The 23,800-nt window shown below is 58.0% G+C and carries 19 protein-coding genes and 8 pseudogenes; 19 read left to right on the top strand and 8 right to left on the bottom strand.

What is annotated here, in order from left to right; genetic code table 11:
* Positions 1 to 38 precede the first annotated feature (38 nt).
* Positions 39 to 862 (top strand): annotated as a pseudogene (locus AU14_RS23690) (ion transporter).
* Between the two features lie 41 nt (positions 863 to 903).
* On the opposite strand, the gene AU14_RS04495 reads toward AU14_RS23690, so the two are convergent.
* The 5 genes and pseudogenes from AU14_RS04495 to AU14_RS04480 all read right to left on the bottom strand — a co-directional run bounded on the left by AU14_RS04495 (position 904) and on the right by AU14_RS04480 (position 4,818).
* Positions 904 to 1,380 (bottom strand): c-type cytochrome, encoded by a 477-nt coding sequence (locus tag AU14_RS04495; protein ID WP_236744579.1) that lies wholly within the window; start codon positions 1,378 to 1,380, stop codon positions 904 to 906.
* A gap of 8 nt (positions 1,381 to 1,388) precedes the next feature.
* Positions 1,389 to 1,646: a hypothetical protein gene (locus AU14_RS20580; RefSeq protein WP_236744670.1), complete on the bottom strand. Its 258-nt coding sequence runs from the start codon at positions 1,644 to 1,646 to the stop codon at positions 1,389 to 1,391.
* Between the two features lie 46 nt (positions 1,647 to 1,692).
* A complete protein-coding gene (locus AU14_RS04490) occupies positions 1,693 to 2,442 on the bottom strand; it encodes a copper resistance protein B (RefSeq protein ID WP_041339280.1) in 750 nt (249 codons plus the stop codon).
* Positions 2,439 to 4,192: pseudogene (locus tag AU14_RS04485) on the bottom strand (copper resistance system multicopper oxidase). The gene AU14_RS04490 and the pseudogene AU14_RS04485 overlap by 4 nt, the downstream one beginning before the upstream one ends.
* An 86-nt stretch (positions 4,193 to 4,278) precedes the next feature.
* Complete coding sequence (locus tag AU14_RS04480) at positions 4,279 to 4,818, bottom strand: cupredoxin domain-containing protein (RefSeq protein ID WP_041339277.1); 540 nt, start codon at positions 4,816 to 4,818, stop codon at positions 4,279 to 4,281.
* 199 nt (positions 4,819 to 5,017) lie between these two features.
* Here AU14_RS04480 and AU14_RS04475 point away from each other — a divergent pair, with 199 nt between their 5' ends.
* The 4 genes and pseudogenes from AU14_RS04475 to fabB all read left to right on the top strand — a co-directional run bounded on the left by AU14_RS04475 (position 5,018) and on the right by fabB (position 8,879).
* Positions 5,018 to 5,683 carry a response regulator transcription factor gene (locus AU14_RS04475; RefSeq protein WP_041339274.1) on the top strand — a complete coding sequence of 222 codons (666 nt, stop codon included), beginning with the start codon at positions 5,018 to 5,020 and terminating at the stop codon, positions 5,681 to 5,683.
* Positions 5,670 to 7,086 (top strand): annotated as a pseudogene (locus AU14_RS04470) (ATP-binding protein). Before AU14_RS04475 ends, AU14_RS04470 begins: the two are co-directional and overlap by 14 nt.
* Before the next feature lie 61 nt (positions 7,087 to 7,147).
* Positions 7,148 to 7,657: a bifunctional 3-hydroxydecanoyl-ACP dehydratase/trans-2-decenoyl-ACP isomerase gene (gene fabA, locus AU14_RS04465; RefSeq protein WP_041339271.1), complete on the top strand. Its 510-nt coding sequence runs from the start codon at positions 7,148 to 7,150 to the stop codon at positions 7,655 to 7,657.
* A gap of 11 nt (positions 7,658 to 7,668) precedes the next feature.
* Positions 7,669 to 8,879, top strand: a pseudogene (gene fabB / locus AU14_RS04460) (beta-ketoacyl-ACP synthase I).
* Between the two features lie 3 nt (positions 8,880 to 8,882).
* Here fabB and AU14_RS04455 read toward each other — a convergent pair.
* Positions 8,883 to 9,239, bottom strand: a complete 357-nt coding sequence (locus AU14_RS04455) for a helix-turn-helix transcriptional regulator (RefSeq protein ID WP_041339269.1) — start codon at positions 9,237 to 9,239, stop codon at positions 8,883 to 8,885.
* A gap of 272 nt (positions 9,240 to 9,511) precedes the next feature.
* On the opposite strand from AU14_RS04455, the gene AU14_RS04450 reads away from it, so the two are divergent.
* From AU14_RS04450 to AU14_RS04415, 8 genes and pseudogenes are all read left to right on the top strand, one after another.
* Positions 9,512 to 9,958 carry a hypothetical protein gene (locus AU14_RS04450; protein ID WP_041339266.1) on the top strand — a complete coding sequence of 149 codons (447 nt, stop codon included), beginning with the start codon at positions 9,512 to 9,514 and terminating at the stop codon, positions 9,956 to 9,958.
* Positions 9,959 to 10,326: 368 nt separating this feature from the next.
* Positions 10,327 to 11,801: pseudogene (sufB, locus tag AU14_RS04445) on the top strand (Fe-S cluster assembly protein SufB).
* A gap of 38 nt (positions 11,802 to 11,839) precedes the next feature.
* Positions 11,840 to 12,625: a Fe-S cluster assembly ATPase SufC gene (gene sufC, locus AU14_RS04440; protein ID WP_041339262.1), complete on the top strand. Its 786-nt coding sequence runs from the start codon at positions 11,840 to 11,842 to the stop codon at positions 12,623 to 12,625.
* 12 nt (positions 12,626 to 12,637) lie between these two features.
* Positions 12,638 to 13,924: a Fe-S cluster assembly protein SufD gene (gene sufD / locus AU14_RS04435; protein ID WP_041339259.1), complete on the top strand. Its 1,287-nt coding sequence runs from the start codon at positions 12,638 to 12,640 to the stop codon at positions 13,922 to 13,924.
* A gap of 6 nt (positions 13,925 to 13,930) precedes the next feature.
* A complete protein-coding gene (locus AU14_RS04430) occupies positions 13,931 to 15,184 on the top strand; it encodes an aminotransferase class V-fold PLP-dependent enzyme (protein WP_041339256.1) in 1,254 nt (417 codons plus the stop codon).
* 13 nt (positions 15,185 to 15,197) lie between these two features.
* Positions 15,198 to 15,560, top strand: a complete 363-nt coding sequence (locus AU14_RS04425; protein ID WP_041339254.1) for a HesB/IscA family protein — start codon at positions 15,198 to 15,200, stop codon at positions 15,558 to 15,560.
* Positions 15,561 to 15,608: 48 nt separating this feature from the next.
* Positions 15,609 to 16,151: a putative Fe-S cluster assembly protein SufT gene (sufT, locus tag AU14_RS04420; protein WP_041339252.1), complete on the top strand. Its 543-nt coding sequence runs from the start codon at positions 15,609 to 15,611 to the stop codon at positions 16,149 to 16,151.
* Positions 16,151 to 16,611 (top strand): annotated as a pseudogene (locus tag AU14_RS04415) (SufE family protein). The gene sufT and the pseudogene AU14_RS04415 overlap by 1 nt, the downstream one beginning before the upstream one ends.
* A gap of 72 nt (positions 16,612 to 16,683) precedes the next feature.
* On the opposite strand, the gene AU14_RS04410 reads toward AU14_RS04415, so the two are convergent.
* Positions 16,684 to 17,880 (bottom strand): flagellar assembly protein T N-terminal domain-containing protein, encoded by a 1,197-nt coding sequence (locus AU14_RS04410; protein WP_041339250.1) that lies wholly within the window; start codon positions 17,878 to 17,880, stop codon positions 16,684 to 16,686.
* Between the two features lie 88 nt (positions 17,881 to 17,968).
* Positions 17,969 to 18,505, bottom strand: coding sequence for an LPP20 family lipoprotein (locus AU14_RS04405; protein WP_041339248.1), 537 nt, complete (start codon positions 18,503 to 18,505; stop codon positions 17,969 to 17,971).
* Positions 18,506 to 18,756: 251 nt separating this feature from the next.
* Between AU14_RS04405 and traF (AU14_RS23685) the strand changes: the two genes are divergently transcribed.
* The 6 genes and pseudogenes from traF (AU14_RS23685) (at position 18,757) to trmL (ending at position 23,780) form a co-directional block, all read left to right on the top strand.
* On the top strand, positions 18,757 to 19,359 hold the full coding sequence (gene traF / locus AU14_RS23685) for a conjugal transfer protein TraF (protein ID WP_269079100.1): 603 nt from the start codon (positions 18,757 to 18,759) through the stop codon (positions 19,357 to 19,359).
* 35 nt (positions 19,360 to 19,394) lie between these two features.
* A complete protein-coding gene (traF, locus tag AU14_RS23680) occupies positions 19,395 to 20,006 on the top strand; it encodes a conjugal transfer protein TraF (RefSeq protein WP_269079099.1) in 612 nt (203 codons plus the stop codon).
* 117 nt (positions 20,007 to 20,123) lie between these two features.
* Positions 20,124 to 21,244, top strand: a pseudogene (locus AU14_RS04395) (multifunctional CCA tRNA nucleotidyl transferase/2'3'-cyclic phosphodiesterase/2'nucleotidase/phosphatase).
* An 18-nt stretch (positions 21,245 to 21,262) separates the two neighbouring features.
* Positions 21,263 to 22,008: pseudogene (locus AU14_RS23675) on the top strand (pteridine reductase).
* Between the two features lie 123 nt (positions 22,009 to 22,131).
* A complete protein-coding gene (locus AU14_RS04385) occupies positions 22,132 to 23,310 on the top strand; it encodes an acetyl-CoA C-acetyltransferase (protein ID WP_041339245.1) in 1,179 nt (392 codons plus the stop codon).
* A 5-nt stretch (positions 23,311 to 23,315) separates the two neighbouring features.
* Entirely contained in the window at positions 23,316 to 23,780 is a 465-nt protein-coding gene (trmL, locus tag AU14_RS04380) for a tRNA (uridine(34)/cytosine(34)/5-carboxymethylaminomethyluridine(34)-2'-O)-methyltransferase TrmL (RefSeq protein ID WP_041339242.1), read from the top strand.
* Positions 23,781 to 23,800 lie beyond the last annotated feature (20 nt).

Genomic DNA, 23,800 nt, shown 5'->3' with positions numbered 1-23,800 from the left:
CTTTAGAATTCCGCTCTTTCGTGAATCATCTGGAGTTGATGTCAGCCATGTCATCCGAATTAAGCCCCTCGTCGGCGTCCGAGCACCTGCGCCGGATTGAGTCCAGCAAGCTGTTTCAGGGCGTTGTCATTGCCATCATCATCCTGTCGGCGCTGACCATCGGGGCCAAGACCTACGATCTGCCACCCTGGGTAGAACAGGGCCTGACCGGAATGGACAATGCCATCACCGCGTTCTTCCTGATCGAGATTCTGTTCCGCTTTGCCGCCTGCCCCGCCAAACGCCGGTTCCTGCTGGACGGCTGGAACCTGTTCGACACCATCGTGGTGATCGGCAGCCTGATCCCGCTCGATAATTCCGACGCGGTGTTGCTGGGACGTTTGCTGCGGGTATTCCGGGTACTGCGCCTGGTGTCGGTGGTGCCGGAGTTGCGCTTCCTGATCAATTCGCTACTCAAGCGATTCCGCGCATGGGCTACATTGCCCTGCTGATGTTCATCATCTTCTACATCTACGCCGCCATGGGCTCGATCTTTTTCGCCAAAGTTGACCCCGAGCTGTGGGGCGATGTGGCCATCGCCATGCTGACACTGTTCCGGGTGGCCACTTTCGAAGACTGGACCGACGTCATGTACGCCACCATGGAGCAGTACCCGCTCAGCTGGCTGTACTACCTGACCTTCATCTTCCTGACCGCATTCGTGTTTCTGAACATGATGATCGGTGCGATTCTGGAAGTGATGAGCGAAGAGCAGAACGCCGAGGAGGCCCAGAAGGCTCACGACGAGCGGGACGAAATCGTTAAGCAGCTTCACAACGTCCAGCAGAAGCTGGACGAACTGACAGCGAAGCTGGAGAAATAGTCGGGCTCTTGCCGGCCGGCGAGATCAGGCTTCAGCTCGGTTCAATGACTGTGGCCGTCCGCGTAATGATCGTCGGCCTTGGGCTCACTGGCTGCTTTTGGCTCTTCCTCACCATGGTGACCTGAGGCCTCCGCATGGCTGGCACCAGCTAGCTCAGACTTGGCGTGGTGGCCTGGCGCACCGTGTGAGGATTCGCCCTGCGATGATGCCCCTCCGCCCATCATGCCATCCATATTGTCATGGTCATGGTCATGACCGTCGTCGGCCTTCGCCTGCGTACCTTGTTCAGGCTGTATCAGACGAGTGTATTCCGACTCTGAAAGGCTGGGCAGGCGCTGGATAAACGCCGTGATTTCCCAGAGGTCCTCATCGTCATGAGTGACACCCCACGCAGGCATACCCGTCATCTTTATGCCATTTTTGATGATCCAGAACTGCTCGGCCGGTTCGAAGTGTCCTGCTTCCGTCAGTGATGGTGGCATAGGATTCAGACCCTGCCTGAGCAACGTATCCTCCAGGCCCGGTTTCAGGTGGCAGGCAACGCAGAGCTGGTCATAACCCGGGCTCCCTGACGAATCATCTCTTCGCTGGCTAGATCGCTGGGCACGTCGAGCTCTGAGACCCTCGCTTGCACCGAGTTTTTCATCGTCGTGTGAAGCGCCCAATTGCCCAAAGCGCTGTGCTCTTCCATTGCAGTCACGTTGTAGATGCCACTGTGAATGAAAGCAAAGCCGCTCAGCGCTAGCACGACACCCGCGATCAGAACGCTGTACAAAATGCGCATAGTTCACCCCCGTTTGGTTTTAAGCACCCAGGTCCCAAGGGGACCATTAGAAAGAAAGCCTGGCACCCAGAACTGCAAACCAACTTTCAGCATCGCCGCCCTCTGCTCTTGCAAAGTCTTCCGAGTCGCCATATTTGCGCTCATGCACCACTCCGATATAAGGAGAGAAGGAACGGTCGATCACGTCATAACTTAACCTTAGCCCGGTTTCAGTGGACACCAAGCCCCTGCCGACCCCAATTTCGCGATCTTCACTAAAGGCCACCGTCGCATCAAGCGCAGCAGCAAGAATCAACCGATTGGTCAGCAAGAGCTCGTACTCAGCGTCCAGCTCTGCTGAGGAATCGCCTTTCTCGCTGACATAGAGATTCGCGTCAATTTCCAACCATTGCGGGGCAAGACCTGTAATACCGACGACCGCGTAGGTGCGGTCGGGACCTTCAGGCGTATCGAAACGTACTCCGGCCTTGGCATCAAAAAAATCAGACACAGGCATTTGACCCACCAGTTGATTCTCCAGCTGCTCATACGCCTGCTCGTCAATGGCGTACTCGCCTTTTGTCAGCCAGCGAACCTTCAGCTCATCGGTGCCATAGAAGATATCTCCGTTCCAGACCCCCAGCTCTTCGTCATCGTCGCTGTATCGGTACTCAAATTCTTCAAACTGAGCGCCCCAGACCTTCAACGGCATTTTCCGTGCAGTAGTGTCCTCCATCCGCTCTTGGGCGGAGGTGACGGCTGGCATGAGTCCCCAGCCCAACACAACCAGCGCAATCAGTGAGATCCCCCGACTCATGCCTCACCTCCTGCGCTTCCGGTGTCCGCTTCGACCGCCTGGGCGTTCTCCGGTCCCCCTTCCACAATAACCTTTCGGAACATACCCGCCGCTGCGTGGTAAGACAGATGGCAATGGAAGGCCCACTGACCTGGCTCATCCACCTCGGTTTCCATATACACCGTAGTGCCTGGCTGAACACTGATGGTGTGCTTGACGGGGTTCAACTGACCCGCGCCAACGTCCAGCATCGACCACATGCCGTGCAGGTGCATGGGATGCGTCATCATCGTCTCATTGACGAATTTGAACCGAACCCGCTCGCCATACTGCAACCGGATAGGATCAGCATCCTCGTATTTAACGCCGTTAATACTCCAGGTGTAGCGCTCCATGTTACCGGTCAGACGCAGCTCAATCTCCCGAGTGGCTTCGCGTTCCTCATACAGAGGCTTTTGCGCTTTCAGATCGGCGTAAGACAGGAACTTGCCGCCATTGGCTGCCGTTGGAACCAGGCCACTACCCTCGGCATAGAAGGGATCGCTGGCACCACCGGCAGGCATCTCTGAGCCATGCCCCATCGCGGAGTGATCCATGGCCTTCATTCCAGAGTGATCCATGTCGCTCATCCCAGCATGGTCCATGCTCTTCATCTCGGAATGGTCCATGTCGCCCATTGTGGAGTGGTCCATGCCTTCCATCCCCGCCATGTCGCCATGGTCCATGCCATGCATTCCGCCCATGTCTGCCATGGTTAACCGTGCTGGCTTACGCAGACCGGGCACGGGGGCCTCCATGCCCTCTTTCGGCGCCAACGTTGCCCTCGCGTAGCCGGAGCGCCCCATGGACTCGGCAAAGATGGTATAGGCGTTCTCGTCTTTCGGCCGCACAATGACGTCGTAAGTTTCCGCCACACCAATACGGAACTCGTCCACAGTAACGGGCTGGACATTGTTGCCGTCTGCCTGCACGACGGTCATATCCAGACCGGGTATCCGAACATCAAAATAGGTCATGGCCGAAGAGTTGATAAAGCGCAGGCGAATCCGTTCGCCCGGCTGGAAGAGCCCCGTCCAGTTCTGATCAGGCCCTTGCCATTAATCAGGCCGGTAAACCCCTGCAGGTCCTCGACATCGGCTTTCATCATCCGCATGCCACCCCAAGCAAGGCGATCCTTAACCGTACTCATGAAGCCCTGCTCAGAAACGTCTGAGAAGAACTCACCAACCGTCTGCTGCTCACGGTTGTAGTAGTCCGGCATCATTTTAAGGTTGCGCATGATGCGATCACCCGAGTGCGGGTGTTTGTCGGTTAGCTGAACCACGTACTCACGGTCATACCGGAAGGGTTCACGCCCTTCCGGCTCTATGACAATGGCTCCGTAGGCGCCATCGGGCTCCTGGAAACCCGAGTGACTGTGAAACCAGTAGGTGCCTGACTGAGTGATCGGGAAATTGTAGGTAAAGGTTTGCCCCGGCTTGATTCCCGGGAAGCTGATACCCGGCACACCGTCCTGCTCAAACGGAAGGATCAATCCGTGCCAATGAATGGAGGTCATCTCATCCAGATTGTTGGTCACATTGATTGAAACCTCCTCGCCCTCCTTGAAGCGAAGTACCGGGCCGGGAGATTTGCCGTTATAGCCAATACCTGTTTTAACAAAGTCCCCTGTATCAATTTCGACTCGGTCGACCGTCAGGTTGTACTCTCCCGCCAACCCGATGACGGGCAGCAGCAGGCTAAAGGCACCCGCCAGAAAGGCCGTTTTCATAAATCTTTACTCCCAACCACTCAGTTATCGTTGTGATCGCACAGGACGCCAGCCAACGACTGGCTGCCCACACCCTCCAGGCCCGATCAGTTGACGTTTACGTCGCCGTACATGCCGGCCTGGTAGTGCCCCGGTACGTTGCAGGCAAACTCAATATCGCCGGACCCGGTGAACTTCCAGACCACTTCCTTACTCTCTCCGGGCTCCAGCAAGATACTGTTCGGGTCGTCCTGTTTCATGGAGTGGCCACTCCCCATATCCATCCCCATCATGTCGTGATTCAGTGTGCCGCCCTGGATGACCCCGTGCTCAACCAACATCATCATTTCCGACCGCCGGGCCTCATGCATGTCGGGCGTACCAATATTGAACTCATGCACCAGGCTGCCTTTATTCGAGACCACGAAACGCACGGTTTCACCGGCTTTAACGTCAATAGACTCGGGCTCGTAATAATTGTCATGCATATCAATTTTAATGGTGCGGCTGGCCTCGGAAGCCTCTCCCGGCTTACCGCCTGACATTCCATGCCCCTGGCCGTGTCCGCTCTGGTGAGAACCGGCTCCCATGGCCGTCATTGCAAACGACATAGCCAATGTGGCAATTACGAGTCTTGGTGTGCTCATCAAAACGTCTCCTGATCTTTGACCTATAAAAAGATGGCTGCTTGCTCGGTACGATGAGCACTTAGCGGGTACGATGAATACAGTCGCCCACTAAGCTGAATCCTTTCTGAAAATGACAAACAATTAACGATTCAGATTCGATTCAGGTTCATCGGCGATATTCGAGCGGGTTTGGACTCCACTGGACAGGAAGTAGGCGATGAGATTATTGCTGGTCGAGGACGATCGTTTGCTGGCGGAGGGCCTCTCCGGCCAACTGGAGAAGGCGGGCTTCAGCGTGGATACCACGCGCACAGCCAGAGATGCGATTGCTCTGGGCCAGCAAGAAGACTACCGAATTGCCATTCTGGACCTGGGCCTGCCCGACGGAAACGGCCTGGATGTGCTTCGACAGTGGCGATCCAATAGCGCCAATTTCCCCGTGCTGATCCTCACTGCTCGCGGTGACTGGCAGGATAAAGTAGACGGCCTGAAAGCGGGTGCCGACGATTACCTCGCCAAGCCGTTTCAGACAGAAGAGCTAATCGCCAGGTTGAATGCCATTGTCCGGCGCAGCGAAGGACGAGTGCAGTCCTCGGTAAGAGCGGGCGCCTACGAACTGGACGAAAATCGCCAAACCCTGAAAATGCAGGATGGCACGGAACGCAGTCTAACCGGCACCGAGTTTCGCCTGCTTCGTTGCCTGATGAGCCGCCCGGGGCAGGTGTTTTCAAAGGAACAGCTGATGGAGCAGCTTTACAACCTGAACGAAAACCCCAGTGACAATGTAATCGAGGCCTATATCCGCCGCCTCAGAAAACTTGTCGGCGCTGAGACCATAGCAACGCGACGCGGCCAGGGATATCTGTTTGATGACACCCTTTAAAAAGCCCACATCAATCAAGAGGACACTCCTGGCGCTCTTGCTTCCGTCGGGCATCGCTTTGATGGCCATCGCCTGGCTCATACACGGCTTTCTGCTTGAACGAATGTCCCAGGACTTCGTCGAAAGCCGGTTAAAAGACGAAGTCGCCTTTCTGGAGCACCAGATTCGCCAATCCGACGGCAAGATAGGCGCTCTTCAGACGGGCGACTACTTCCAGGAAGTTTTTCACCATGCCTTCGCCATTCAGTCTCCGACTCAGACACTCGTCTCACCGCAACATTGGGGGGCACTGCTTGGCCCCTTGCTTGAGCCGGGCCAGCAAGGAACGGTCAGGGTCCGGAACAGCGAGACCCCAAGTGCGCCGGGCGACATCCTGGCATTCCGGAAATCTTTCCGGGTCAACAACCAACCCATTGTGGTCATTGTTGCCGAGGACATGGCTGCGCTGTACAACAGCCAGGCGGAACTGCATGCCTGGACCGCAATCGTATCCATCATGCTTATTTTGTTACTTGTGGGGGGTAATCTGGGTTGCCATCGCACTCTCAATGCGACCAATCGGTTCACTGCAGGCGGCGCTGAAAAAGCTGCAAGCTGGGGAAATAACACGAATTCACGTTCGGGCCCCTGAAGAGTTCAGGCCCCTCGTACAGCAGCTTAACCAGGTTCTCGATTCGCTTGATCAAAGGCTCGAACGTTCCCGTGATGCGCTCGCTAATTTATCCCATAGTGTAAAAACCCCGATTGCCGCCGTCAGGCAGGTTCTTGAAGACACCTCCCGAACGCTTGATGACGACCTCAGACAGGAAATGGGGAATCGACTCGGCAGCCTCGACAAACAACTTGAAGCAGAGATGCGCCGCAGCCGGTTTGCCGGGCCACAGGCCGGTAAAAACTCAAGGCCGGTCGAGCAAGCCAGGGACCTCCTTTGGATGCTCGGACGTTTATACCCGGAGAAGTCATTTGAGCTTTCCACTGAATTGACGGAAGAGACCTACTGGCCCATAGAACAGCACGACCTCAATGAAATACTCGGCAATCTCCTGGATAACGCCGGAAAATGGTCCGCCCACTGTGTTGAGCTAATGCTTCAGGCAGATCAAGAGAAAATGACCATCACCGTTAGCGACGATGGGCCTGCGGTCGCCGAGGAGGCAATAAGTCAGCTCGGGAAACGCGGATTAAGGCTGGACGAACAGATATCAGGGCATGGCCTTGGGTTGGCAATCGTGAACGATATCGTCAGCGGTTACGGCGGAAACCTGATCATTGAACGAAACAAGGACAGCGGCCTCTCTGCAACGGTCGAACTCGTTGCTCCGTCCTCGCAGGCTCGGAAAACTGACCTGAAACCAGATGTAAAATCTCGTGTTCTCCGGCAATCATCCACTAAAGGTCAATAGCTCATTGCCAGATACGCGCTACAGTATTAATAAATCATTCTGTAACAGAGATACTGGCACTATGAACCCGGATCATTTTGATAAAGAAGACCTGATCAAATGCGGGCATGGCAAGCTCTTCCCGGGCTCCATGCGCCTGCCCATCGACGAAATGCTGATGGTCGACCGCATTACCCACATTGCTCTCGACGACGGTGCTTACGGCAAGGGCAGCCTGGTCGCTGAGCTCGACATCAACCCGGACCTGTGGTTCTTCAAAGTTCACTTTGTCGATGATCCGGTCATGCCCGGTTGCCTGGGCCTGGATGCCATGTGGCAGCTGGTTGGCTTCCTGCTGGCGTGGAATGGCGGCGAAGGCAAAGGCCGGGCGCTGGGTGCGGGCGAAGTGAAGTTTACTGGCCAGGTACTGCCGACGGCCAAGAAAGTCACTTACCGCCTTGATATCAAAAGACTGATCAATCGCAAGCTCACCATGGCCATCGCGGATGGCAGCATGGAAGTGGACGGAAGAGAGATCTACACCGCCAAAGACCTTCGGGTTGGCATGTTCTCTTCCACCGATGATTTTTAGGAGTTAACAAGATGCGTCGTGTTGTTATCACCGGCATGGGGATTGTCTCCAGCCTTGGCACCAATCAGAAAGAAGTCACCGAGTCTCTGCGGGATTCCCGCCCAGGCATCGGATTCAGTGAAGAAGCCAGAGACAATGGTCTGCGTAGCCACGTGTGTGGCCAGATCAACCTTAACCTGGCTGAGCTGATCGATCGAAAACTCTTTCGATTCATGTGCCCGGCCTCCGGTTATACCTACCTGGCCACCCGCGAAGCCATCGAACAGGCGGGCCTGAGTGAAGAGCAGATCAAGGCCAACACCACCGGTGCTATTTTCGGCACTGGCGGCGCCTCGACCGTGGAACTGCTGGACGCCATCGATACCCATCGTGAAAAAGGCATCCGCCGGGTCGGTCCTTATCGGGTTCCGCGCACCATGGGCAGCTCTATCAACGCCTCGATCTCTACTGCCTTTGGCATCACCGGCGTTAACTACGGCATCACTTCAGCTTGTGCCACCAGTGCGCACGCTATCGGCCATGCCGCAGACCTGATCGCCTTGGGCCGCCAGGACATCATGCTGGCCGGCGGTGGTGAAGACATTCACTGGAGCCTGAGCCTGTTGTTTGATGCCATGGGCGCGCTGTCCACCAAGTACAACGACACCCCGGAACACGCGTCCCGCACCTATGACGCGGATCGCGATGGCTTTGTCATTTCCGGCGGCGGCGGAACCCTGGTTCTGGAAGCCTGGAGCATGCGGAAGCCCGTGGCGCCACCATACTGGGTGAACTGGTTGGCTTTGGTGCAACTTCAGACGGCGCCGACATGGTCGCCCCCAGCGGCGAAGGCGCTATCCGTTGCATGCAGCAGGCCATGAAGAATGTTGACGGCGAGATCAGCTACATCAACACTCACGGCACCAGCACCCCGGCCGGTGATGTCACCGAGCTGAAGGCCCTGAAAGAAACCTTCGGTGACAAGATTCCGCCGCTGAGTTCAACCAAGCCTCTGTGCGGTCACGCGCTGGGTGCGGCTGGCGTGCATGAGGCGATCTACAGCCTGATCATGCAGCGCGAAGGCTTCATTGCACCGTCTGCCAACATTCAGAATCTGGATGAAGGCGCAGAAGGTTATCCGATTGTGCGGGAGCGGATGGACAACCAGAACCTGGATCTGGTGATGAGTAACAGCTTCGGCTTTGGCGGCACCAACGCCACACTGATTTTCAAGAAGGTTTAACCCTCAGGAAAATCTGACGGAGCGGTATTCAGCCGGCGAAGTGCCCATCCAGCGCTTGAAGGCTCGGCTGAATGCACTCAACTCAGAGAAGCCGAGCTGCTCGGCAATTTCAACGAGCGGCTTGGTTTTATCCTGCATGTAGTTCAATGCCTGGGTACGCCGGACATCTTCCAGCAGGTGAGCGAAGGTCAATCCCTCGCGCTTGAGCTTCTTATGCAAGGTATAACGGCTCATATGCAGCTGGGATGCCACCGCCTCGACACCTACCTTGCCACGAGCAAGCTGAGTGCTGATCAGCAGACTGACACGGGCACTCAGAGTTACCCGCACTCCTTCCTGGCTCAGAGATTCTGACGCCATGGACATATCCTCCTAGTATCCAACGGGGTCAATAGACCATCTCGGTCAGCGTACACGCGTTCGCTGAAAGGAATCAATTAGACCTTTTAACCATGCCCCTGAGGTTAGACGCCGTCTGTTTCAGATACATTTCATGAACTACCAACGATCTCCTTACCCCACCAGAACTCGACTACACTCACAGAAGCAGTGAAGCAGCCTGCATTGGTCGACGGAATGACTGCCCGGCGCACCAGGCCCCTGATCACAGTTAACCTTGGGAGACCTGTCACGTGCGCCCGACCCTACCTCTTTTCGCCCTGCCCTGGCTGGTAACCGCCAGTATTAGCACCAGCGCCGACAGCATTGCCAACCGCGAGGACATCCGACAGCAAACGGGCGCGTTCATGGACATGATCGCCAGTGGTCGCATCATCGCCGCCTATAACAGCGTGCGCCCGGTGCTGGCGGGCCCGAGCGACAGCCATGAGAACGCTGCCAAAGAAGCTGCCACCTACCTGCAACAACTCCGGCAGAGCATCGGAGAACCGGTTGGAAGCTCACGGGTGCAAACCGAAATTATTGCCGATGATTTTACCCGGGAGACCTGGCTGCAAAAATTTGAGAGCGCTGCCATCGCCTGGCAATTTACCTACTACCAGGCTGGCGGCAACGGCTGGCAACTGACGAACATTCGTTACTCCACCAATCTCGATAATCTGTACCGAACCAGCGAATAGCCATTGGTCTAACGATGCTCCTCCTGAATACGCTTTAGCGCCATCCCTATCACCCCGATTGGCACTGCTTGGTGCCCGGCGCCCCGATTACGGTATAATCCCGACTCGATCATTTTAATACCTGACTATTTTACTCTGGTATTGTATAATCGCTCGCCAGAAGCAACGGGTTTTGCCGGTTTTTCTACTGTTTTTCAACGTCCGGCCTTCACTACCCGTCATCCAAAAATCGATTGCAGGGCGTATTCAAGGAACGAACGACCACTGCAACACCCAAACTGATGACATACGACCGGCGCCGGGACACCTCGGATCGCCGGCACACCAAGGCGCAAACGCCCGCGATGAGAGAATACGGAGCGACCACCATGGCGACCACCGACAAAGAGGTGAACGAGCTAATCAAACGGGAATACGAACACGGGTTCGTAACCGATATTGAAGCTGACACCTTTGAGCCTGGACTGAATGAAGACGTTATCGCCCGCCTATCCGCAATCAAGAAAGAGCCGGAGTGGATGCTGGAGTGGCGTCTGAAGGCGTATCGTCGCTGGCTCGAGATGGAAGAGCCGGATTGGGCACACGTGGGCTACCCGAAAGTCGATTACAACTCGATTTCCTATTATTCCGCTCCCAAGCGCAAAGAAGACATGCCCCAGAGCCTGGATGAAGTTGATCCGGAGCTGCTGAAGACCTATGAAAAGCTTGGCATTCCCCTGCACGAGCGTGAAAAGCTGGCAGGCGTGGCGGTAGATGCGGTGTTTGATTCCGTGTCCGTGGCTACCACGTTTAAAGAGCCTTTGGCGAAAGCGGGCGTTATCTTCTGCTCCATTTCGGAAGCGATTCAGGACTACCCGGAGCTGGTCAAAAAGTATCTTGGCTCAGTGGTCCCGGCGGGCGACAACTTCTTCGCCGGCCTGAATTCCGCAGTATTTTCCGACGGCACCTTTGTGTACGTGCCCAAAGGCGTTCGCTGCCCGATGGAGCTGTCGACCTACTTCCGCATTAACGCGGCCAATACCGGCCAGTTTGAGCGCACTCTGATCATTGCCGAAGACAGCAGCTACGTCAGCTACCTTGAAGGCTGCACCGCGCCTATGCGGGACGAGAACCAGCTGCACGCCGCAGTGGTTGAGCTGGTCGCGCTGGACGATGCCAGATCAAGTACTCCACGGTGCAGAACTGGTATCCGGGCGACGAAGAAGGCAAAGGCGGCATCTTCAACTTTGTCACCAAGCGTGGCGCCTGCATCGGCAAAAACTCCAAGATCTCCTGGACCCAGGTCGAGACCGGTTCCGCCGTGACCTGGAAGTACCCGAGCTGCGTACTGCGTGGTGACAACAGCGTGGGTGAGTTCTACTCCGTCGCGCTGACCAACAACTACCAGCAGGCTGACACCGGCACCAAGATGATCCACATGGGCAAGAACACGTCCAGCACCATCATCTCCAAGGGTATTTCCGCCGGCAAGAGCTCGAACGCCTACCGTGGCCTGGTTAAATTCGGTCCGGGTGCAGAAGGTGCGCGCAACTTCACCCAGTGCGATTCGCTGCTGATCGGCGACCGCTGCGGCGCCCACACCTTCCCGTACATAGAAAGCAAGAACAAGTCCGCCATCGTGGAACACGAGGCCACCACCTCCAAGGTGAGCGACGAGCAGATGTTCCTCTGCCGTCAGCGCGGCATCGAACCCGAGCAGGCCGTCTCCATGATCGTCAACGGCTTCTGCAAAGAGGTTTTCAAGGAACTCCCGATGGAGTTCGCGGTGGAAGCCGGCAAGCTGCTGGAAGTCAGCCTCGAAGCTCGGTCGGTTAACGGCAGCGCCAGACCCGGACACGTTTAAACGAATTCATACAGATTAACGAAGAGAGAACTCCACAAATGCTGAGCATCAAGAACCTGCACGCATCCGTTGAGGACAAGGAAATCCTCAAAGGCATCAACCTGGAGATCAAAGCCGGGGAAGTTCACGCCATCATGGGGCCGAACGGCTCGGGCAAGAGCACTCTGTCTCAGGTGCTGGCAGGCAACGAAGCATTTGAAGTCACCAGCGGCGAAATTACCCTGAATGGCGAGAACCTGCTGGACCTGGAAACAGAAGAGCGCGCCCGCGAAGGCATCTTCCTGGCCTTCCAGTACCCGGTAGAAATCCCCGGCGTCAGCAACCTGCAGTTCCTGCGCACCGCGGTGAACGCCATGCGCACCCACCGCGGCGAGCCGGAAATGAACGCGGCGGAATTCATGAAGCTGGCCAAGGAAGTCTCCAAGCAGGTCGACCTTGACCCGGCCTTCCTGAAGCGCGGTGTGAACGAAGGCTTCTCCGGCGGCGAAAAGAAGCGCAACGAGATCATGCAGGCGCTGCTGCTGCAGCCGAAGCTGGCGATTCTGGACGAAACCGATTCCGGCCTCGACATCGACGCCCTGCAAGTCGTTTCCAAAGGCGTTAACGCTCTGCGTGCCGAAGACCGGGCCATCCTGATGGTGACTCACTACCAGCGTCTGCTGAACCACATTGTGCCGGATTACGTGCACGTATTGGCCGGTGGCAAGATCGTTAAATCCGGTGGCCGTGAACTGGCCCTGGAACTGGAAGAACGCGGCTACGGCTGGCTCGGCATCAAGGATGAAGAAACTGCCGACAGTTCAGCTAACGGTTCTGGCAACTGAGGAGCTCGCGGAATGAAACCAGCACCAACTCTTTCCAGCGCGTTTTTGCATCCGGTCGGGCATTCCCTGCCGGAGCCGCTGGTGGCACTGCGTAAGCAACGGGGCACTGCCCTGGTTGACATGCCACTGCCCACGCGCAAAACGGAAAACTGGAAATACTCCAGCAAGTACCTGAAGCTGACCGACGAAATGGCTATCGCCCTGCCCGCCGAGGGCAAGACTGGCAGCAGCCTGGCGGTGCCCGGCTACAAGGTGGCGTTCCTGAACGGGGTAATGATCCCGGAAGCCAGCGAGTACCCGGACCTGGATGGCATTACGATCCAGAGTTTTGACGATCTAAGTGACGACGAAGCCGCCGAGCTGGCCGATCGCCTGGACAGCACCCTGGACAACAACGCCGTGCAGATGGCGCGCCTGAACTCGGCACGTTTCGAAGACGGCCTGCTGATCCGGCTATCTCCGGACGCCGTGCTCGACCAGCCGCTGTTCATCGTGCATGAAGTGACTGCAGACGCCAGCGGTTCGGCGTTCCCACGCATTTATGTGGATGCCGGCCGGCATAGTCAGATCACCCTGGTGGAAGAGTACATCTCCAGCGGTTCTGAGCCGGTGATGGTTAACACCGTGTCCGAGTTCACCCTGGCCGACGGTGCCAACGTCACCAGCATTCGCCTGAACATGGAAGGCGAGAACGTCCAGCACATCGGCGCTACCGGTGTCCGACAGCAGCGCAGCTCCCGCTTTGAGAGCCACAGTGTTGGCTTTGGTGGCCCGCTGCGTCGGCACGACCTGCAGGTGCGGCTGGAAGGCGAAGGCGCCGAGTGCAAACTGAACGGCGTGGTGGTCACCCAGGGCAAGCAGCATTACGACAATCACACCACGATTGAACATATCGCGGCCCACTGCAACAGCGAGGAAACCTATCGCAACATTGCGGCGGACCAGTCCCACGCGATCTTTAACGGCCGGATTCATATTCACCAAGACGCCCAGAAGTCCAACGCGAATATGAACAACAAGAACCTGCTGCTGTCCAACGGTGCAGAGATAGATACCAAGCCGGAACTGGAAATCTATGCCGATGACGTTAAATGCGCCCACGGCGCCACCATCGGTCAGTTGGACGAAGCGTCCCTGTTCTACCTGGTATCCCGCGGTATCGCCCGGCGTGAAGCCAATGTCCTGCTGACCATGGCCTTCATCAACGAGCTGGTCGAACAGATTCCGGTAGCAGCGGTTCGCGAAACCGCGCAAACGCGGCTGAACCAGTTCTTCGACCAGACCTTCGAGGAGGCGTAACCGGTTATGACCGATTTGTCCGTGGCGAATGCAGCAAAACAACCGGCTTTCGATGTCGAAGCCGTGCGCCGGGACTTTCCGATCCTGTCACAGCAGGTCAACGGTAAGCCCCTGGTGTATCTGGATAACGGCGCGTCGGCACAGAAGGCGATTGCCGTTCTTGACGCCATGGATCGGTATTACCGGGAACTTCACTCCAATGTACACCGGGGTGCCCATACCCTGGCGGACCGTGCCACCACTGCGTTCGAGAATGCCCGGGAAACCGTTCGCGGCTTCCTGAATGCCGAGAGCACCCGGGAAATTATCTGGACCCGTGGCACCACCGAGGCGATCAACCTGGTCGCTAACGGCCTGGCCGGTCGCCTGCAACCGGGCGACGAAATCCTGGTGAGCCACATGGAGCACCACGCCAATATCGTGCCCTGGCAGATGATTGCCGAGCGCACCGGGGCCAAGGTGGTTCCAATTCAGGTGACTCTGGAAGGCGAGCTCGACCTCGACTCCTTCAACAGCCTGTTGAACGAGCGCACCCGCATTTTCGCGATCACCCACGTTTCCAACGTGCTGGGTACGGTAAACCCGATTGCCTCGCTGATTGAACAGGCCAAGGCCAAGGGTGTACTCACCCTGGTGGATGGCGCCCAGGCGGTGCCGCACTACCAGCCGGATGTGCAAGCCCTGGGCTGCGATTTTTACGTGTTCTCGGCCCACAAACTGTTCGGGCCGACAGGGATCGGCGTGCTGTACGGCAAGGCCCCGCTGCTGGAGGAAATGCCTCCGTACCAGGGCGGTGGCGAGATGATCGAGCGGGTGTCGTTCGAGCGCACCACCTGGAACACCCTGCCCTACAAGTTTGAGGCTGGAACGCCGGCCATAGCCGAGGCCATTGGCTTGGGCGCGGCCATCGATTACCTGGGCCGGCTTGACCGGCACGGTATGGAAGTGGCAGAGAATGCACTGCTCGAACGGGCCAACCAGCTGGTCGAGACCGTTCCGGGCATGGAAATCATTGGTACCGCCAAGCAAAAAGTACCGGTGATGTCCTTTAAAATTGCCGGTTTGCACCCCAGTGATGTGGGTACGCTATTGGATCAGCAGGGCATCGCGATCCGTACCGGACACCATTGCGCCATGCCGCTGATGGATTTTTATGGAGTACCCGGCACTGCCCGGGCCTCCTTTGCGTTCTACAATACGTTGGATGAGGTAGAACAATTGTTCGCCGCCCTGCAGAAGATCCAACGCCTGTTTGCCTGATGGAGGTGGAATTATGACAGCCGAAGTCTTCACCCCGACCGTCGCCGTCACCATGACGCCGACTGCGGTTAAACACGTGCGCAAACAACTGGATAAAAAGCCGGAGGCCAAAGGCATTCGGCTCGCCATCAAGAAAAGCGGTTGCTCCGGCTTCAAGTACGAGACCCAGTGGGTCGACGAAGTGGCAACCGATGACAAGGTTTTTCACATTGATGGCGTCGATGTGTTTGTGAAAGAGGAGCACCTGCCCTTGGTCAACGGAATCGAGATCGATTTTGTCACCGAGGGTGTCAACTCCCTGTTCCAGTTCCGCAATCCGAACGCCACTGCCGAGTGCGGTTGCGGAGAAGTTTCACCGTTGCCTGAGCCGGTTTAATCGGGCCTTTTCAGGCGCAACATAGTTAACAGCGAGGCCAGTCTGGGCATGCAAGAACGGGAAGTGGTCCTGACCAAACGTGAGGTGGAAGCCCGCCTTGTTCCCGCCGGAACCGAGATCATGATTCCGTCGGACACCTTTGTGACCATCACGCAGTCGCTGGGTGGCAGCTTCACCGTCGCCGTCAACGGCAACCTCGCCCGCATCGAAGGTCACAACGCCGACGCTCTGGGTAAGAAACCGCTGGAAAGCAGCTTCGACACGCCAGAAGACGGCACCATCAACGAAAACCAGGTATGGGAAGCCCTTCAAAATTGCTACGACCCGGAGATCCCGGTCGATGTGGTCAACCTGGGGCTGATCTACGAATGCAAGATTGAAAACGGCACCGAGGCAGGCAACCATGTCTTCATCAAGATGACCCTCACCGCCGCTGGCTGCGGCATGGGGCCGGTCATCTGCGATGATGTCCAGACCAAGGTCGAGCATGTACCCAACGTCGACAAGGTCACGGTGGAGCTTACTTTCGATCCACCCTGGAGCAATGACATGCTGACGGACGAAGCCAAGCTTGAACTGGGAATGCTGTAATGACTGCGACCGAACAAGACTTCAAGAACAACCCACTGGGCACCGAAACCACCGTCGACGACGTGACCGATGCCTTTGAGTTTCTGGACGATTGGGAAGAGCGCTACGCCTACATCATCGATCTGGGCAAGCAGCTGCCGGCCTTTCCGGACGAGGGCCGGGTGGAAGAGAACTATGTCCATGGCTGCCAGAGCCAGGTATGCTGATTCATTATTACGATGAAGCCAGCGGCAAACTGTTCCTGCTGATCGATTCCGACGCGATGATTGTGCGCGGTCTGGCAGCGATCATCCTGGTGGCCCTGAACGGCAAGTCACCCCGGGAACTTCTGACTACTGACATCGACGAACTGTTCGAAAGCCTGGATCTGTTCCGTCACATCTCGCCTACTCGTGGTAACGGGCTGCGCGCCATGGTCGGAAAAATCCGCGACATAGCCGCTGCTGAAGCGGCGGCCTGAGTTCCGGATTAAATACTAAGACACACCTTCCCTCGCCCGGCACCAGCCGGGCGTTTGCTTTCCAGCGCTACCTCACCAGATGATGGCAATGTCGTCCCGCTGGATATTCACCTGCCCGCCAAACTGGGGCATGCGGCCATTACTGAAATCCGGATGGACATTGTTCAGGGTGACCGAGAGCCGGGTATCGGTGAGCTCCGGTGTACCACCGAGAGAATCCAGGTATTGGGCACTGCGGTACAGATTCAGCTGATCACCCGGGCGCAAACCTGCGGTTGCGCCAGACGCCAGAGTCACCCGATTGCCGTCGACCCGGGTAATGCGGGTCATGAACGGCTGACACGCCAGTGCATTGGTCACCGCGCTTGCCATCTCATCCAGAGCCGAGTTGACCGACTGGCCATAGGCCGTCTGCCTGAATCCCTCCGAACCAAATCCATCTGAAGCACCGGGGCCGGCGTTCCACTCCGCAGAGGTGGCAAAGCGCTGCTGGTAAACTGGTGAGCCGCTGAAGCCGTCATAGACCATCATGTCGACCACAAATCGCCGGTTCTGGTCGACAACACCTATACCGCGCTGCATCCGGTCCAGAACAGACGTGCCCCAGGCCGAAGGATCGGCAACACCAAGATCGCGAATAACACCGGTGACCACAAACTGGGCACCCAGCTCCCGGGCCACCTGTACTACGTTGGTCAAGCGGTTGTCGCCCTGCTGCTGAGTGGGCGCATTCAGAAGGTCATCAAAAAGGCGGCTGGTGGTAGCACCCAGCACCTGAACGCCGCCATCATCTCGCAACCTGGCTTGCAGCTGTTGCGGCAAAATCTCGCCGGCGTCATCAAGACGCCCAATTCGAGCCTGATCCGGGTAGAGCATCGGGAACCCGGTCACCGCCACCCGCTTTTTCAATCGTGCCGCCTCACCAGCGCCACAACTGGCGTGGCCTTCAGAGACCTCAGCGCGAACCGTCACCCGCATCAGATTGCCACTTCGCTGCTCGTCCACCACTCGGGCGTTGTGGGCCCGGGCGCTGGCAGCCACTTGCATGTGGGATTCGGTAACCACGCCATTCTCCATGGTATCCCGGGTGCTGACCCGCGCCTCGTATTGCAGGGCCAGATCACGAAGCGCAGCCTGATAGGCCGCGGCGCGGGCAGCTTCCAGATCACCATTCACAATGGTTCCGTGCCCGACACCCTCCAGCACCGCCGCCTGGGTGATGCCCGCGAAGACCAGTAAAAACGTCAACAGGACGCGCCTTGCTGCCATGGACGAAAACCTCAAAAACGTAAATATCGGGGACTCAACGCACCCACTAGCAAATTAACTCACCAACAATTCACCCGACTACCGGCACTCAATCCAGGTAGTAAAGAGAATCAACGCCCCGGCTCTGGACATCGCCTACGCTGTCGTTGTCACGGGGCATGGGGATGGGACACAGATCCTGAACCTGATCATCGGCCACCTTGGAGACACAGGCCCGAAACCGCGGTTCCAGCTTCAGTTCCATCACCGTCTCGACAACGCCGTCGCTGTGTTCATTAACCGCCACCATCTTGGCACCGCGAATGTAACTGTCGACGTAGGTGCGGAAGTTGTCGTTGTTGAGCACGAAATCATTCACCGTGGAGCTGCCATAAATCACTGTGCCGTACACCCGCTCGGCCAGGTTACGATAGGCGTCGAGCTGCGAGGCGCGTCGTGCCAGCAGCCGCTTGCGGGTATTCAGGCGATCCTTGGCGGAATCTTCATAAGTGCCAAAGCCGCTGACCCGAACAGTGATGGGCTCCAGCTGGGTGTCACGCTGGCCGGAGTCCTGATGCCCACCTATCGGGGCGCACGCGGCAAGGGCCAGGACAAGAATAGAGACGGCTATCCAGCGAAGGTTCATGGTTTACTCTCCGAAAACATCATTTCGGCAATCCCATGAAAAATTCACGCCAGTTTTTATAACCTGCTGATAACCCTCACCCCCTATCGAACTATCACCCTGCACCCGTTTCGCAAGCGGCAATAAACTGCCTCCGTTTACACATCAAAAACAAACCGTTACCGCTTCTGTCGTGTTCCGGCCAGAGAACTCCTCTAACCTGCTAAGTAACACACTTTCCTGTTTCTTATGCTTTAAAGGACATCCACTTAATGAACACCATTCGTCTGACCAAGCTGTCGCTGGCCATCGGCCTGTCGGTAGCCAGCGCCCAGTTGCTGGCAAACCCTCAGCAGTTCTCCTCTGCTCGCTCATTTGCCATGGGCAGCACCGGCGTCGCCGCAGCTCACCCTGCCGATGCCGTGGCCAAGAACCCGGCCCTGATGGCCGGCCAGCAAAACAGCTGGACAGACGACTTCGGCCTGATGCTGCCCTCATTCAACGCCCGCGTGGCCGATGAAGAAGAAACCGGCGATCAGATCGACGAGATTCAGGACACCATCGATGATATTGATCGCGCCATCAGTCAGGCCAACTCCGCTGATGCTCAGAACGGCGCTGCAACCCTGCGCCAGCAGCTGCAGGATGTGGATCGAGACACGGTGAGAGCCAACGGTTCACTCGGGCTTGCCCTGGCCGCGCCGTCCCGAAACCTGTCGGTAGGGGTGTTTGCCAACGGCAACCTGGTAGTTACCGCCCGAGGCGAGTTCGACGAGGATGACGACGCTCGCCTGGCGGCAATTGAAGCCGGCGCCCTGCCCGCCAACTTTTCCAACCAGCTGGAATCCCGCGCCAGGATCCTGCCTCTTCGGTAACCGAAGTCGGCATCGGCTTTGCCCGCGCTATCGACTTGGGCAATGACCAGGCCCTGAACCTTGGTTTGTCACCAAAATACGTCAATCTGCAAACCTTCCAATACACCGAGACGGTGTCGGGCTTTGATGATGACGACTTTGACAGCGACGAACACCAGACCGAGAAAAGCGGCTTCAACCTGGATCTCGGTGCCGCCTACGCCTTTGGTGAAGAAAAACAGTGGACGGCCGCCCTCGCCGTCAAGAACCTGATCCCGATGGAGCTGGATTCGGCCCAGAACAACCCTGCGCTGGAGGAAAAGCGCACACTGAAGCTGGACCCGATGGTTACCGCAGGCATCGCCCACAAAGGCAACTACCACGTCATTACGGCCGACCTGGAGCTGACCAAGAAAGAAGCCTTCGGCTATGAGGATGATACCCAGTGGGCGGCCCTTGGCGCCGAGTTTGATGCCTGGCGCTATGCCCAGCTCCGCGTTGGCATTCGCCATAATCTGGCGAGCAACGACAACAACGATGGCATCGAGGAAGAAACCCAGTACACCGCCGGCCTGGGCCTGAACCTGGCAGGCGTGCGGATGGACCTGGGCGTTCTGCTCAGCGGTACCGACAAGGGTGCCGCCCTGGAATTCGGCACCGCATTCTAAGCTTCCAGCCGCTTCATAAAAGCCCGCCCGGCACCGACCGGCCGGGCTTTTTTTGCCTCTGGAGACCCGGTCGCGGATAATTCGCGAAACCCTTTATACAGAGGAACGAATCCCTTCATGCAAATCTATCTGGTTGGCGGCGCCGTTCGCGACGAACTGCTCGGTCTTGAGGTCAAAGATCGGGACTGGGTCGTGGTCGGAGCTACCCCCGACGACATGCTCAAACAGGGATACAAACAGGTCGGTGCCGATTTCCCGGTCTTCCTCCACCCGGGATCCCGCGAGGAATATGCCCTGGCCCGCACCGAACGCAAACAGGGCCGCGGTTATCATGGCTTTGAAGTCTACAGCGCCCCCGATGTCACACTGGAAGACGACCTTAAGCGCCGTGACCTCACCATCAATGCAATGGCCCGGGATGAGCAGGGCTCATCGTCGATCCGTTCAACGGTCAGCAGGATCTGGAAAAGCGGATGTTGCGACACGTATCCGAAGCCTTTGCCGAAGACCCGTTGCGTATTCTCCGAACCGCCCGCTTTGCCGCTCGCTTTCAGCCCCAGGGCTTCCGGGTCTGCGATCAGACCATGAGCCTGATGCGTACCATGGTTGCAGAGGGCGAAGTGGATCACCTGGTAGCTGAGCGGGTCTGGCAGGAAATCCAACGAGCGCTGCAGGAGCACGAACCCCGCGCTTTTTTCGAGGTGTTGCGCGACACCGGTGCTCTCGCGATCCTGATTCCGGAACTGGTCCCGGACCCGGCCTTTACTGCTGCCATGGCGGCACTGCATTGCGTTCACCAACAGGATGGCAGCATTGAGGAGCGTTTTGCAGCACTGATGTCGCCGCTCCCGGAGCAGGAATCCGGCTCTCGTACTCAGGCCCTGAAAGCGCCCAACGACTGCAAGAATCTGGCAAGGCTGGTGGCGGCGGTATTACCGGCGCTGACAGGCAGTGGCGAGCAACACACACCTGCGCTGAGTGCCGACGAGCTGTACGCGGTGCTGGACACCGCCGATCTCTGGCGCCGCCCCGAGCGTTTTGCACTGCTGCTGAACGTACTGGCCTGCACCCTGGCGCCGGCGGATCAGCAGGTCGTCCAGACCCTGAAACGGGCAGCCGATTCAGCCTCCGGGGTGGAGCCCAAGGCCCTGATGGCGCAAGGCTTTACCGGCCGCGCCCTGGGCGAAGCCATTCGCCAGGAACGCCTGCAGCGTATTCAGCAGGCCATCACCCCGTAAACAACCCGAGGAGTTTTCATGGCCGACACTGCCCCCGTCGCCCTGGTCACCGGTGCAGCCCATCGCCTGGGCGCTAAAACCGCGCAGACCCTGCACGCCCGCGGCTGGAACCTGGTGATTCATTACCGCAGCCAGCAACAAAAGGCTGAGGCGCTGGCAAGTGACCTGAACCAGACAAGGCCTGGTTCTGCCGCCACCCTGCAGGCTGACCTGAGCAATCTGGCAGAGGTTCAGCAGTTGGCCGAGCAATCTGTTGCCCTGTGGGGCAGGCTGGACGGTTGGTGAACAACGCCTCGGTGTTCTACCCCAACCCGACCGAACAGGCCACGGCACAGGATTGGGACAGCATCATGAACACCAACCTGCGCGCGCCATTTTTCCTGCTCCAGGCCTGCCTGCCGGAACTGCGAAACTCCGCCGGCGGGGTCGTCAACCTGATCGACATCTACAGCGAACGCCCACTACCCGAGCACCCGCTGTACTGCGCCAGCAAAGCGGGCCTGGCGGCCCTGACCAAGTCCTGGGCCAAGGATCTGGCACCCTCGGTTCGGGTCAACGGGGTGTCGCCCGGCGCTATCCTGTGGCCGGAAGGCGAGGCCGAGCTGGACCGCACTCACCAACAGGCCATTCTGGAGAAAACCCCGCTGGCGCGGACCGGCACACCCGAGGATATTGCCGGTGCCATTGCCTTTCTGCTGTGCGATGCGCCGTTCATTACCGGTCAGATCCTGCCCGTCGACGGTGGGCGCAGCCTGAACATGTAACAGCCATTGGGTCAGGCCGTACTGCTTTGGCCGCCTGACGCTTTCCGGATACAATGCGAGCAGTTGTCCATTCTATCGGCGCCGATCCAATGTCGGTCGGCGCCCATCAATCGGAGAATTCCCATGCGTGATGTCGTCATCGTTGCCGCCAAACGAACTGCCATTGGCACCTTTGGAGGCGGCCTGTCCAGTCTGCGCGCCGACCAACTCGGTACCGCCGTGATCAAGGCCATCCTGGAAGAAACCGGCGTCGCCGGTGACCAGATCAATGAGGTGGTACTCGGCCAGGTTCTGGCCGCCGGTTGTGGCCAGAACCCGGCCCGGCAGTCGTCCATCAACGCCGGCATCCCGGCCTCGGTGCCCGCCATGACCATCAACAAGGTCTGCGGCTCCGGTTTGAAAGCGGTACACATGGCGGTCCAGGCCATTCGCTGCGGCGATGCTGAACTGATGATTGCCGGTGGCCAGGAGAGCATGAGCCAGGCACCCCATGTTCTGCCCAACAGCCGCAACGGCCAGCGCATGGGTAACTGGTCAATGATCGATACCATGATTACCGACGGCCTGTGGGACGCTTTCAACGATTACCACATGGGTGTAACCGCCGAGAACATTGTCGAGAAATACGGCATCAGCCGGGAAGAACAGGACGAATTTGCCGCCGCATCCCAGCAGAAGGCGGTAGCAGCACGCGAAGCGGGTTATTTCGATGGCCAGATCGTGCCGGTATCGATTCCCCAGCGTAAGGGCGACCCGATTGTGATCAGCAAGGACGAAGGCCCCCGGGATGGCGTAACCGGCGACGGCCTGGGCAAGCTCCGGCCGGCGTTCAAGAAAGACGGCACCGTCACTGCAGGCAACGCCTCCTCCCTGAACGATGGCGCAGCTGCAGTCATGGTGTGCAGTGCCGAGAAAGCCAAGGAGCTGGGCCTGACCCCGCTGGCTACCATCAAGGCCCACGCCAATGCCGGCGTGGATCCGACTATCATGGGCACCGGCCCGATCCCCGCCAGCCAGCGCTGCCTGAAGCTGGCCGGCTGGAGTGTCGATGATCTCGACCTGATCGAAGCCAACGAGGCTTTTGCCGCCCAGGCCATTTCGGTCAATCGCGATCTTGGCTGGGATACCGGCAAAGTTAACGTCAATGGCGGTGCCATTGCCCTGGGCCACCCGATTGGGGCCTCCGGCTGCCGCATCCTGGTGTCGCTGCTGCATGAGATGGTGCGTCGCGATGCCCACAAGGGTCTGGCAACGCTGTGCATCGGCGGTGGTATGGGTGTGGCACTGGCTGTCGAGCGCTGAGCGGCGTGCTGAATGTGGTGCTGTACGAGCCGGAAATACCGCCGAACACTGGCAATATTATCCGGCTCTGCGCCAACACCGGCTGCCAGCTGCACCTGATTGAACCCCTGGGGTTCAGCCTTGAAGACAAGCAGATGCGCAGAGCCGGGCTCGATTACAGCGAGTACGCGCAAGTAAAGGTGCACTCAAGCTACAACGCCTTTCTGGAGGCCGAACGCCCCGAGCGGCTGTTCGGTCTGACCACCAAGGGCAGCCAGCACTATCACGAAATCCGCTATCAGGCGGGCGATTACCTGATGTTTGGCCCTGAAACCCGGGGCCTGCCGCCGGAAGTGCGGGACGCGCTTGCAGCGGACCGTCGCCTGCGGGTGCCCATGCGCCCGGAAAGCCGCAGTCTGAACCTGTCCAACACCACCGCCCTGGTGGTGTACGAAGCCTGGCGCCAGCTCGGTTTCGACGGCGCGACCTGACGCCTACCATCAGGCACAAA

The sequence above is a fragment of the Marinobacter similis genome, from assembly GCF_000830985.1.
GTDB lineage: Bacteria > Pseudomonadota > Gammaproteobacteria > Pseudomonadales > Oleiphilaceae > Marinobacter > Marinobacter similis.
The sequence above is the reverse complement of the archived record's forward strand: the minus strand, read 5'-3'. Positions and strand labels throughout refer to the sequence as shown.

Coding starts and splice junctions, on each gene's coding strand:
- AU14_RS20580 (WP_236744670.1), bottom strand. CDS start 1,646: ATGCGCATTTTGTACAGCGTTCTGATCGCGGGTGTCGTGCTAGCGCTG.
- AU14_RS04490 (WP_041339280.1), bottom strand. CDS start 2,442: ATGAGTCGGGGGATCTCACTGATTGCGCTGGTTGTGTTGGGCTGGGGA.
- AU14_RS04480 (WP_041339277.1), bottom strand. CDS start 4,818: ATGAGCACACCAAGACTCGTAATTGCCACATTGGCTATGTCGTTTGCA.
- AU14_RS04475 (WP_041339274.1), top strand. CDS start 5,018: ATGAGATTATTGCTGGTCGAGGACGATCGTTTGCTGGCGGAGGGCCTC.
- fabA (WP_041339271.1), top strand. CDS start 7,148: ATGAACCCGGATCATTTTGATAAAGAAGACCTGATCAAATGCGGGCAT.
- AU14_RS04455 (WP_041339269.1), bottom strand. CDS start 9,239: ATGGCGTCAGAATCTCTGAGCCAGGAAGGAGTGCGGGTAACTCTGAGT.
- sufC (WP_041339262.1), top strand. CDS start 11,840: ATGCTGAGCATCAAGAACCTGCACGCATCCGTTGAGGACAAGGAAATC.
- sufD (WP_041339259.1), top strand. CDS start 12,638: ATGAAACCAGCACCAACTCTTTCCAGCGCGTTTTTGCATCCGGTCGGG.
- AU14_RS04430 (WP_041339256.1), top strand. CDS start 13,931: ATGACCGATTTGTCCGTGGCGAATGCAGCAAAACAACCGGCTTTCGAT.
- AU14_RS04425 (WP_041339254.1), top strand. CDS start 15,198: ATGACAGCCGAAGTCTTCACCCCGACCGTCGCCGTCACCATGACGCCG.
- sufT (WP_041339252.1), top strand. CDS start 15,609: ATGCAAGAACGGGAAGTGGTCCTGACCAAACGTGAGGTGGAAGCCCGC.
- AU14_RS04410 (WP_041339250.1), bottom strand. CDS start 17,880: ATGGCAGCAAGGCGCGTCCTGTTGACGTTTTTACTGGTCTTCGCGGGC.
- AU14_RS04405 (WP_041339248.1), bottom strand. CDS start 18,505: ATGAACCTTCGCTGGATAGCCGTCTCTATTCTTGTCCTGGCCCTTGCC.
- traF (WP_269079100.1), top strand. CDS start 18,757: ATGAACACCATTCGTCTGACCAAGCTGTCGCTGGCCATCGGCCTGTCG.
- AU14_RS04385 (WP_041339245.1), top strand. CDS start 22,132: ATGCGTGATGTCGTCATCGTTGCCGCCAAACGAACTGCCATTGGCACC.